7 protein-coding genes are annotated in these 10714 nt (G+C 69.5%); 5 read left to right on the top strand and 2 right to left on the bottom strand.

Features of this window, described 5'->3' with window-relative positions; translation table 11 throughout:
* The first annotated feature begins 193 nt into the window (after positions 1-193).
* On the top strand, positions 194-2467 hold the full coding sequence (locus AB0L33_RS24970) for an MMPL family transporter (protein ID WP_365684929.1): 2274 nt from the start codon (positions 194-196) through the stop codon (positions 2465-2467).
* 132 nt (positions 2468-2599) lie between these two features.
* Here AB0L33_RS24970 and AB0L33_RS24965 read toward each other — a convergent pair whose 3' ends face one another.
* Positions 2600-3256 (bottom strand): maleylpyruvate isomerase family mycothiol-dependent enzyme, encoded by a 657-nt coding sequence (locus AB0L33_RS24965; protein ID WP_365684927.1) that lies wholly within the window; start codon positions 3254-3256, stop codon positions 2600-2602.
* 936 nt (positions 3257-4192) lie between these two features.
* On the opposite strand from AB0L33_RS24965, the gene AB0L33_RS24960 reads away from it, so the two are divergent.
* Complete coding sequence (locus AB0L33_RS24960; RefSeq protein WP_365684925.1) at positions 4193-5215, top strand: acetylxylan esterase; 1023 nt, start codon at positions 4193-4195, stop codon at positions 5213-5215.
* A 112-nt stretch (positions 5216-5327) separates the two neighbouring features.
* Positions 5328-6116 carry an IclR family transcriptional regulator gene (locus tag AB0L33_RS24955; protein ID WP_365684923.1) on the top strand — a complete coding sequence of 263 codons (789 nt, stop codon included), beginning with the start codon at positions 5328-5330 and terminating at the stop codon, positions 6114-6116.
* Positions 6117-6178: 62 nt separating this feature from the next.
* On the opposite strand, the gene AB0L33_RS24950 is transcribed toward AB0L33_RS24955, so the two are convergent.
* Complete coding sequence (locus tag AB0L33_RS24950) at positions 6179-8467, bottom strand: FAD-dependent oxidoreductase (RefSeq protein ID WP_365684921.1); 2289 nt, start codon at positions 8465-8467, stop codon at positions 6179-6181.
* Between the two features lie 344 nt (positions 8468-8811).
* Between AB0L33_RS24950 and AB0L33_RS24945 the strand changes: the two genes are divergently transcribed.
* Both AB0L33_RS24945 and AB0L33_RS24940 read left to right on the top strand, forming a co-directional pair.
* Positions 8812-9738: a sugar ABC transporter permease gene (locus AB0L33_RS24945; protein WP_365684919.1), complete on the top strand. Its 927-nt coding sequence runs from the start codon at positions 8812-8814 to the stop codon at positions 9736-9738.
* A complete protein-coding gene (locus AB0L33_RS24940; protein ID WP_365684917.1) occupies positions 9738-10658 on the top strand; it encodes a carbohydrate ABC transporter permease in 921 nt (306 codons plus the stop codon). The genes AB0L33_RS24945 and AB0L33_RS24940 overlap by 1 nt, the downstream gene beginning before the upstream one ends.
* The last annotated feature ends 56 nt before the right edge of the window (positions 10659-10714 follow it).

The raw sequence follows: 10714 nt of genomic DNA, 5'->3' as shown, positions 1-10714 counted from the left end.
ACGGTCCGCACGACGGTTTACCTCGTATTCCTCGACTTGAGGTGGACCTAGCGTTCTTCTCGTCGGGATCCGACCGGCTTCTACAGCCGGACCGGCAGCAACGGGAGGATGCAAGGTGCGAGAGAAGCCGGCAACGGTACGGATTGCGCGATGGAGCGCCACGCACCCGTGGTCCGCCATCGGCTTGTGGGTCGTGTTCGTCGCCGTGTGCCTCGTTCTGGGTGGAGCGGCAGGTACGAACTCGATCAGCGACGAGGAGTCGGGGGTCCGCGAGTCGGGCAAGGCCGGCAAGATCGTTCACTCCGGTGACTTCCCCGAGAAGCCCGAGGAGAACGTGCTGATCACCGCCGAGGACGGCGGGAAGCTGGATCCGGCGGCCGGTCGGGAGGCCGCAGCGGACGTTGTCGAGCGGATGAAGGCACTCGACGAGGTGGCAGGCGTCGGCGATCCCGTCCCGGCGCCCGACGGTAAAGCCCTGCTGGTCCCCGTGACCATGAAGGGCGACACGGAGAACGCCGACCGGCGTGTGCAGCCGTTGCTTGACGTCGGCGCGTCGGTGGAGGAGGCCCATGAGGGCCTGCGGGTCGACGAAGTGGGCACCGGTTCGACCGCCAAGGGCCTGGGGGAGACGCTCGGCAAGGACTTCGAGAAGGCTGAGTTGATCAGCCTGCCGCTGACCCTGCTGATCCTGCTCGTGGTCTTCGGAGCGATCATCGCGGCGGGTGTGCCGGTGGTCCTGGCCCTGTCGTGCGTGGGCGCCGCCATCGGACTGTCCACACTGGCTTCCCATGCACTGCCCGAGACCAGCGCGGTCAGTAACGTCATCCTGCTCATGGGCATGGCCGTGGGCGTGGACTACTCGCTCTTCTACCTGAAGCGGGAGCGCGAGGAACGCCGCGCGGGTAAGTCCCACGTCGCCGCCATCGAGGTCGCGGCGGAGACCTCCGGGCACACCGTCGTGGTGTCCGGAACCACGGTCATCGTGGCCATGGCCGGCCTCTACCTGGCGAATGAGGCGACCTTCGCCTCCCTGGCCACCGGCTCGATCATTGTGGTGGCGGTGGCCGTACTGGCCTCGCTGACCGTGCTGCCGGCCCTTTTCGCCAAGCTGGGTCGCTGGGTCGACAAGCCCAAGGTGCCGCTTCTGTGGCGGCTCACCATGCGCTCCGGGGAGTCGCGGGTGTGGCCCGCGTTGTTGCGCCCGGCGCTGTCCAAGCCGTTGACCACACTGATCGTGTCCGTGGGCGCGCTGTTGCTGCTGGCCGTGCCGGCCCTCGACATGAAACTCAAACAGCCGGGCTCCGACGACCTGTCCCGGGACATCGCCGTGGTGCAGGCGATGGACCGGCTCACCGAACACTTTCCCAGCAAGGGCACCGTGCACCAGGTCGCCGTCCGGGCGCCCGCTGACCGGGCCGACGACGTGAAGACCGCACTGACGGACCTCCTGGAGCGCACCGCGAAGGACCGACTCTTCGCCCACGACTCCACCCCCACCATCAAGGTGTCCGAGGACCGCAGGGTCCACACGGTCGATGTCGGCACCCCCTACCAGCCGAAGAGCGACGGGGCCCGCGAGTCCCTGGACCTGCTGCGCGAGTGGGTGCCGCAGGCGATGGCGGACGTGCCCGGCGCCGAGAGCGCGGTCGGCGGCAAGGTGGCGCAGGGCGTCGACTTCACGGGGCACCTCAAGGAGCGCATGCCCTGGGTAGTGGGCTTCGTCCTCCTGCTGACCTTCGTCACCATGGTGATGATCTTCCGGTCGATCGCCGTGGCGCTCTCCGCGATTCTGCTGAACCTGCTCTCCGCCGCGGCCGCCTTCGGTGCGCTGGTCGTTGTCTTCCAGCACACCTGGGCCGAGGGCTTCCTCGACTTCCACAGCTCGGGCGCGGTCGTCTCCTGGCTGCCGCTGTTCTTGTTCGTGGTCCTGTTCGGGCTGTCGATGGACTACCACGTCTTCGTGGTCAGCCGGATCCGCGAGGCCGCCCTCGACGGCGCCACGACCAGGACCGCCGTCCGTGAGGGCATCACCCGCTCCGCGGGCGTGGTCACCAGCGCCGCGATCGTCATGGTCGGAGTCTTCGCGATCTTCGGCACCCTGAGCATGGTCGAGTTCAAACAGTTGGGCGTCGGCCTCGCGGCTGCCATCCTGCTGGACGCCGTGATCATCCGAATCTACGTGCTGCCGGCCCTGATGACGGCGCTGGGCAAGTGGAACTGGTGGCCCGGCAAGCTCTCCGGCGGCCGCGGCGAACCGACCGCCGTCCCGGACCAGGCGGACCCGAGCAGCCGCCTCACCGATGGGCAGCCCCAGTACGTCGGGTTCGCTGCCGAGCAGCAGTACGGGCAGCCGACACAGCAGCAGCATGACCAGCAGCCGTACCACCAAGGCGGCCACGCGGATCCATACCAGCAGTCCGGCACGTACCGCCATGATGCCCCGCGACCGGGCCACTACCAGCAGTAGAGCCAGGCCTCCTCGGTGAGGAAGGAGGGCCGCCCGTCATCCCCGGACGGAGACGGCCGTCCTTCCTCCTCCGCGCGTGCACGGCCGTCGTTCTCGGTAACTGGATACCGCGACGCTTCCTGAGCTTGACCATCAGCCTGAGCGCAGCCGGGCCCGCAGGACTGCCGCCCCGTCGCCTTCCAGGTCCTCGCAGGCTGCTATGCGGCCCGCCATCCCCATTACCAGCGAGAGGGTCGGCCCTCGGAGCAGATCCCCCGAGCCGGTGGTGAACGGTCCGTCGGTGGCCTCCAACCGCAAGCCCGCGGTTGCAGTCTTGCTCGCCACGGTGAAATCGCGGCCGGCGAAGAATCGGGCCACGGCAGTCGTGGTGGCCACCGGAGGTGTCCGCGACAGACCCAGCGGACGACGGATGTCCTCGCCGTGGACGACGATTTCGCCCAGCCACGCCGCAGTGTGTCCTGTCGGTCCGGCGGGCCCGTCGACAACCGCACGAAATTTCCGGAAGGTACCTTCCGGTGTAGTACCACGGTGCTCTGCGAGCCGTCGGTCGTTGTGCAGATCGGGGTTGAACCGTGCGGCCAGCATGCTCAGCAGCCAGCGCCACATCGTGGTGCTGGCACCCGCGGTCAGGTGGGCTACGACCTGCTCCACAGACCAGCGTTCACACAGCGATGCTTTCGCCCACTGGGCCTCACTGAGCTCAGCGAGGTCTTGAGCGAGCGCCAGCCGCTCGACGCGGATCGCCCGTTCCAGAGCTTTCCGAGTCTCCAAAACGTGTGGTTCAGCCATGGCGCAGCCTCCAGAGATCAGGTGTCCTGAATCAGACTCCCATCGCCGCCCGAACTCATCGGCCCTTGCCCGTGTGGCGCAGCCTGCGCCTGGGGCGTTCCGGCCGGCGGGCCGGGACGTGCTGGCCTCGTCTGTGGGGGCAAACGATGTCCTGGGCATCGTCGTCGGTCCGTTCGGGGTGTCGACGGCAGCGACTTGCAGTCTGTGGCGGCCTCGTGCAGGCCACAGAGGCATTGGTTGCGGTAGACGCGGCGCTTGACTGCCCATCAGCGGTACCCAGGTGCAGTTGGCGAAGGACATCCTGCTCTACGAGGCCATTGCCCGCCACACGGGCCGTGCTGCCCGCAATGCGCGAGGGCGATGCCACCACCCTTCTCTACACCAACGGCGCCGGTTCGGCCGACCCCACTCCGATGCTCGGCAACCTCGACGCCCGCAAGCCGCGGCGCGCAACTGGGTACTGCGCCTGCACAAGGAGCTGGCCGACAGAGGCTCGCGCACATCTCGCCCCGAGCGTCGAGCCGCAGCCTGTTGCAAGTCGCGGGCCGATCACCGTATGGTCTCGCGGGCGACGATGATCGCCCGGGGGACTCCGCCGACGGGCACCGGTGAATCGCTGCATCCTCGTGCTGATGACCGGCGACGGAGCCGCGATGCGCACGGTGGGCCGACGGAAGCGCCCGTCCGACCCGAGCCAGGAGATCGGACGAGTGGCCGTTGTCGTCCCGGTCCCCCTCCGCATCGCCGCCCCGGACCGACCACCGTCGTTCTCATCGAACAGCTGCCCGTGACCACCTCGCCCGGCGGAACGTGAGCGCCGAGCCGACGGTTCGGGCCCGTAGCAGGTGCTCGGCGTCGGCACAGCAGGGTACGTCGCGCCGGGAACCCGTCCTGGAAGACGTACGGGTCACTTCGCACACCGGACAAGGAGAGAACGTGCCCACCGATCCACTCACGACGAATACTGACGAACTCGGCTCGCTGCCCCACGATTTTCACTTCGATCCCACCCACGGCTACGACCTGCCGCGCCTCCTCGCGGTGAAGGCGCCGCCGGCACCGGACGGCTTCGCGGACTTCTGGCAGGAGCGCTACGCGAGAGCGCTGCGCGTCGACACGGCGCCCCGGATCGAGGGGCCCTGGACCACGGTGGACGGCGTGCGGGTCGCGGACGTCTCGTACACGTCCACCGACGGCGTCCGCATCGGTGGGTGGCTGACCGTCCCCGCCGACGGCCGGGTCACCCAGGGCTGCGTCTCGGCGCACGGATACGGAGGCCGGGCGGCCCCGGACCCCTGGCAGTCCCCGCCCCGGACCGCGACCATCTGGCCCTGCCTGCGCGGGCTCGGAACGCGGAGCCTGCTGCCTGGTGTGCCCTCCCACTCGGCGGGGCACGTCCTGCACGGCATCGGCGCGCGCGAGTCGTACCTCATCGGCGGGTGCGTGGCGGACGTCTGGTGCGCGGCCACCGCACTGGGGCAGCTGGTGCCCGAGGCCGCCGGACGGCTGACGTACCTCGGCACGAGTTTCGGCGGAGGCATCGGAGCGCTGGCGCTCCCCTGGGACGACCGCTTCCGGGCCGCCGGCCTGACGGTGCCCACCTTCGGCAACCATCCCCTTCGGGTGACACTTCCGTGCACGGGCAGCGGTGAGTCGGTCCGTACACGCTTCGCCGAGGATCCCTCGGTGCTGGATGTCCTGGCGTACTTTGACGCCGCGACGGCGGCCCAGCACATCGAGATCCCCGTTCACGTGAGCGCAGCCCTGTTCGATCCCCATGTGCCCCCGCCCGGGCAGTTCGCGGTGCACAACGCCCTGGCCGGGCCGCGCGAACTCCTCGTTCTGCGGGCGGGGCACTTCGACCACCCGGGCGAGCCGGCCGAGACGGCGGCCCTGGAAGAGGCCCAGCGGCAGTTCCTCTCGGAGGCGGACCCCGTCGCGCCCGGCCCCAGCGCTTGACCGCGTGCCGCAGGACCGGATCCACACGGTCGCCGATTTTCACGTACAGGCGTCGATCACGCGCGATATGCTGATGCAGAATGTGCAAGGCATTTGCAGAGCAAGGAGGGTCATGGCTACGCGGGCGACTGATGCCGGGACGAACCAGAGCGTCGAACGAGCGGTCTCGGTGCTGCGCGCACTCGACTCCGGCCGGCCCGAACTCCGTGTCTCCGACGTCGCCGAGCTCACAGGACTGGGCTCCTCGACCACCTCCCGCCTGCTGTCCACCCTGGAACGCCTCGACATGGTCGAACGCGATCCGGTCAGCAACCTCTACCGACTCAGCCTGGGCCTTCTCCCGCTGGCCGCAACCGCCACCAACCGCCACCCCGTGCACCGGGCCGCGCGCATGGTGCTCCAGGGCCTCGCCACTCGCACCGGGCTGGGGGCCAACGCGGCCGTACGCCGCGGCGGCGAGCTGATGTTCCTGTGCAACTTCGAGGGCACGCGCGCCCCCAAGTCCTATACGCAGGCAGGACACACGGCCCCGCTGCACGCCACGAGCATCGGCAAGTGCCTCCTCAGCGGCCTCACCCCCAAGGAGCGCCGCAAGCTGCTGGGGGAACCGCTCGACGCGCACACCGAGTACACGACCACCAGTCATGACCTCCTCGACGCCGAGATCGAGACCGTCCGGCGCACCGGTTACGCCGTCGAGGCCGAGGAGCGTGCCCTGGGGCGCGCGTCCCTCGCCGCGCCGGTCCGTGACGCTTCGGGCGAGATCGTCGCCGCCGTCTCGCTCTGGGGTCCGACCTCGGTGCTCGGGGACGGCTCCGGCACCGAGGGGCAGCGCCTCGCCCTCGTACGCGAGGTCATCGAGGCCGCCGACGCCATCAGTCAGGCGCTCGGCGCGCTCTGATCGTCCACGCGAAGGGGGCCGGGGAGGCCGAACCGCCTTCCCCGGCCCCCTTCGCCGTGCGGCTACGCGCCGAATGCCTTGAGGGCGAACACGTGCGCGTGCCGCGCCCCGTGCGTGGCGTCGACCACGAGCCGCAGTGCGCGGGTGCGCACGGGACCGCCGTCAGGGCCCTCCAGCGCGTGCACGCGGTGCCGGCGCCGGTTGTCCGTCACCGTCAGGAGCGTGTGCCAGTCGCCGGCGGCGTCGCACGCCTGGACGCGGTAGTCGCGTACGAGCTCCGGCATGACCTCGTAAGGGGTGCGGTGGCGGTGGAGGTTGTTGAGGTACTCGTCGACGTCGTCGTCGAACACCAGGCGGATCTCGGTGAGCTCCTGCTCCTCGTGCCAGTCGAGACGGAGCCACGGGGCGTCGTCCTGCGGGGCGGAGGACCACATGTTCGGGCCGCCGTAGGGGCGCTGGTACCCGCCCACGGCGCGTCCGGGCCGGAACGCCCTGGTGTCGGGGGCCGCCCGGAAGGCGAAGGTCTGCCGGCGCAGGCCGCGGGCCTGCCATTCCAGGACCAGCTGGCCGTCCTCCTCCGGGATGTCGTGGTCGACGCCCGCGTCGCCCTCGGCCTTCCTGCGCAGGGCGAGGACACCGTCGGTGCGTTCGGGGAGCAGCACCAGGGCCGTGTCCGCGCAGGCGCGCACGATGAGGATCGCGTTCCCGGGCGTCCCGGGCCGGTGGCCGAGGGGTGCCGTGACCCAGTGCGGGCCGCCGGGCGGGACGGTGACGGTGGTCGTCAGGAGCTGGTCGGCGGGGACCCCGTTCTCCGGCCTGCCCGTGCCCCACAGTTCGACGGTGAGCTCGCGGGGCCCGCCGTCGGGGGCGCCGTGGACGAGCAGGTCGACCGTGTCGAGTGCCGGGTCGACCGGCAGCAGGAGCGCGAGGTCGCGGGTGAGCGGGTACGGGGTGCCGGGCGCGTCCTGCGTGGGTTCCGCGGCCAGGCGGGTCAGGGAGGAGGAGGCGGTGACGCGGGCCTTCCGTGCCAGGTTGTCGGGGTCCTCGTCGGCGAGGCCGATCACGGAGGCGTCCTGGCGGAGCAGGGTGCGGTGCACCAGCTCAGGCCGCTTGGTCGCGAGTTCGCGCGGAGTGAGGTTCTCGGCGACGCACAGGGCCGCGGCGGTCCCGGCGGCCTCGCCGAGGGTCGCGCAGGTGGCCATGACGCGGGTGGCCCCGAAAGCGATGTGCGTGGCGGAGATGTTGCGCCCGGCGAAGTGCAGGTTCGTGACGTTCGCCGAGTAGAGGGAGCGCAGGGGGATGTGGAAGATGCCGTCCGCGTACCGCTGGCGCGCGCCGGGCTCCTCGGCGTACATGCCCTGTACGGGGTGGAGGTCGACGGACCAGCCCCCGAAGGCGATCCGGTCCTCGAACCGGCGCTGCTCGAGGATGTCCTGCTGGGTGAGGACGTGGTCGCCGAGGAAACGGCGGTACTCGCGCTTGCCGGGAAGACTGCCGACCCACTCCAGGGTGAGGTTCGCCGCGTCCGGGAACTGTCCGGAGTTCTTGATGTGGTCCCAGACCCCCATGATCGCGGCCTGGAGCTCGTCGCGGATGCGCTCGTTGTCGTGGACGGTGTCGAGTTCGCCGCCCCACTCGATCCACCAGTAGTCGCAGCCGTTGTCCCCGGTGCGCAGGATGCGGTTGCGCAGGATGGGGGTGGTCGAGAGGTCCTTGGCGTAGGCGGGCGGCACGAACTTCACCGGCCGGCCCGTGTCCTTGGTGTGGAAGAGGATCGTCGAGCCGAGCAGCGCCCGGTCCGCCTCGGACGGCGCCCAGGGCTCGTCGAACTCGGCCCGCGCCTCACGGCCGATGCGGTAGCGGGCGCCGGCGAGGTGGCCGAGCAGGCCGTCTCCGGTGCAGTCGAGGAACTGGCTCGCGTGGAAGGTGATGCGGCGCTCCGAGCCCATCATCCAGCCGGTGCAGGAGTACACCTCGCGGCTGTCCGCGGGGCCGCCGGCGTCGACCTCGCGTACGTCGGTGTTGAGGTAGAGGTCGATGTTCGGTTCGGCGCGGACCGCGTCGAGGACGACCTGGTCCCAGTAGTAGGGATTGCCCTCGGGGTTGCGGTACTGGTTCTCGGTGTACAACTCGCCCATGATCCCGGTCTCGCGGGCCCAGCGGTGCACGCCGTGTGCGGTGGCCCCGCAGACCCAGACGCGGATCTCGCTGCTGGCGTTGCCGCCCAGGACCGGCCGATTGTTGACCAGGGCGACGCGTCGGCCGAGCCGGGCCGCAGCGATGGCAGCGCAGGTCCCCGCCAATCCGCCGCCGATCACGGCGATGTCGTAATGGACCTCTTCTTCCCGCACGGTGCGGCCTCCTTGGTGTGACGCTCGGGTACACCCCGCCGCAGCGGAGCGGCCTTGAACGTACATCACATCCATATTGTGCAACCACTGTTCAAGCAATGGGATTCGCTGTAAGTTCCGGTGGTGGCCACCGACCTGGCCGTTGCGAGCCAAAGTGCAAGTTCGGGGCAGGTGGGGCGTGTTCGCCGGTCCTGCACAGAATCGGCGATTCACCAACGAAAAGGGTTGACGCCATCGCACGATATGGAGAACGATCCCGCATGCTGCAACGTGTGTTCATTGCCGCAGGGACGACCTCCACGCAGGGCTCCGGCGCTCCCACCACCACTTGAGAGGACAGACCCATGAGTACGGCCGCACCTCCCCAGAAGGCGCCCCCGCCCCGCCGGCGGACCGGGGGACGGCTCTCCAACGGTGCGTTCGCCCTGCTGCTGACGGCTCCCGGCCTCGCCCTGTTCGGGGCGATCATCTTCTACCCGCTGCTGTCGGCGCTGTTCACCGGCTTCTTCAAGCAGGACCTGCGGCTTCCGGGCCGGGAGTTCGTCGGCCTGGAGAACTTCACCTACTGGCTGGACGGCGACTTCCTCACCATCCTCGAGCAGACCCTGGTCTTCACCGTCGGCGCGACGCTCGTCCCCTTCGCGATCGGCCTCGCGCTCGCGCTCGCGTTGAACACCGGACTCAAGGGCAGCGGCTTCCTGCGCGGCCTGTTCCTCTTTCCCTGGGTGATCCCGGGCGTGGTGGTCTCCTTCCTCTGGATGTGGATCTTCAACGCAAACTACGGGGTGCTCAACGGCGTCCTCATGGAGGCCGGGATCATCGACGAGTCCGTGGCCTGGCTCGGCCGCCCCGGCACCGCGATGCTCGCCGTGATCGTCACCAAGACCTGGGCCAGCTTCCCCTGGATGATGGTGATGCTCCTGGCCGGACTGCAGACCGTCCCCAAGGAACTGCACGAGGCGGCCTCCATGGACGGCGCGGGCTCGATCCGGCGCTTCTTCTCCGTCACCTGGCCGCAGCTCCGCGGTGTCGCCTCGATCGTGCTCCTGCTCGAGTTCATCTGGAACTTCCAGCACTTCGACACCATCTACGTCCTCACCGGCGGCGGCCCCGCCGGCACCACCGAGACGTTCGCGACCGCCGTCTACCAGACCGCCTTCAAGGGCTTCGACATCGGCCGGGCCACCGCGCTGGGCGGGCTGTGGATGCTGCTCCTGCTCCTCCTCGTCGTCGTCTACCTCAGGATCACCGAGCGGAAGGGCGACGCCTGATGACCTCCACCACCTCCACCCCGCTGTCCGCCGTCGACCGGCCGCAGCCGTCCGCCACGCGGACCGGGCACAGCGCCCGGCGCCGCATGCGCAAGGACCTGCTGCGGTCGCGGATCGCCGCCTGGAGCGCGGTCGTCGTCATCGGCGCCTTCGGACTGCTGCCGGTCTACTGGCTGCTCGCCACCGCGCTGAGCACCCCCGAGTCGACCTTTCAGTTCCCGCCGAAGCTGATACCCACCGATCTCACCCTGAGCAACTTCACGGCCCTGGCCGAGAACGACCAACTGATCAAGTACATGATCAACTCGCTCGTCGTGGCGTCGATCACCGCCGTGCTGAGCGTGGTCGTCGCCACGTACATGGGCTACTCGTTCTCCAAGTTCCGCTACCGGGGGCGCCGGTCGCTGATGCACCTGGTGCTGGCCTCCCAGATGTTCCCCCAGGCGCTGCTGCTGGTGACGCTGTACACCGTCTTCTCCAGCTTCGGCATGCTCAACACGTACACCGCCCTGGTGCTCTCCTTCACCACGTTCACCATGCCGCTGTGCGTCTGGATGCTGAAGGGCATCTTCGACACCATCCCGGACGCCCTGCTGGAAGCGGCGTCCATCGACGGCGCGTCCCGGTGGCGGACGCTCCACTCCATCGTGGCACCGCTGGCCGCGCCGGGGATGATCGCCGCCGGGCTCTTCGCCTTCGTACGCGGCTGGAACGACTTCATCTTCGCGCTGACCCTGGCCGACAAGGAGAAGCAGACCCTGCCCCCCGGGCTCGTCTCCACCTACATCGGCGAATTCCAGACCGCCTGGCCGCAGCTGATGGCCGCCTCGCTCGTGGTGTCGGTCCCCGTGATCGTCGCCTTCATGTTCCTGCAGCGCTACCTCGTCGGCGGCATGACCGCCGGCTCGGTCAAGAGCTGAACCAGCGGGCTCGGCCCGCCCTCACGCACCTCCCCTCCCGCACACTCCCATGGAGA

Source organism: Streptomyces sp. NPDC052299 (genome assembly GCF_040679335.1).
Classification (GTDB): Bacteria; Actinomycetota; Actinomycetes; order Streptomycetales; family Streptomycetaceae; genus Streptomyces.
This window is presented reverse-complemented; position numbering and strand designations above follow the sequence as displayed.

Coding starts and splice junctions, on each gene's coding strand:
- AB0L33_RS24940 (WP_365684917.1), top strand. CDS start 9,738: ATGACCTCCACCACCTCCACCCCGCTGTCCGCCGTCGACCGGCCGCAG.
- AB0L33_RS24965 (WP_365684927.1), bottom strand. CDS start 3,256: ATGGCTGAACCACACGTTTTGGAGACTCGGAAAGCTCTGGAACGGGCG.
- AB0L33_RS24955 (WP_365684923.1), top strand. CDS start 5,328: ATGGCTACGCGGGCGACTGATGCCGGGACGAACCAGAGCGTCGAACGA.
- AB0L33_RS24945 (WP_365684919.1), top strand. CDS start 8,812: ATGAGTACGGCCGCACCTCCCCAGAAGGCGCCCCCGCCCCGCCGGCGG.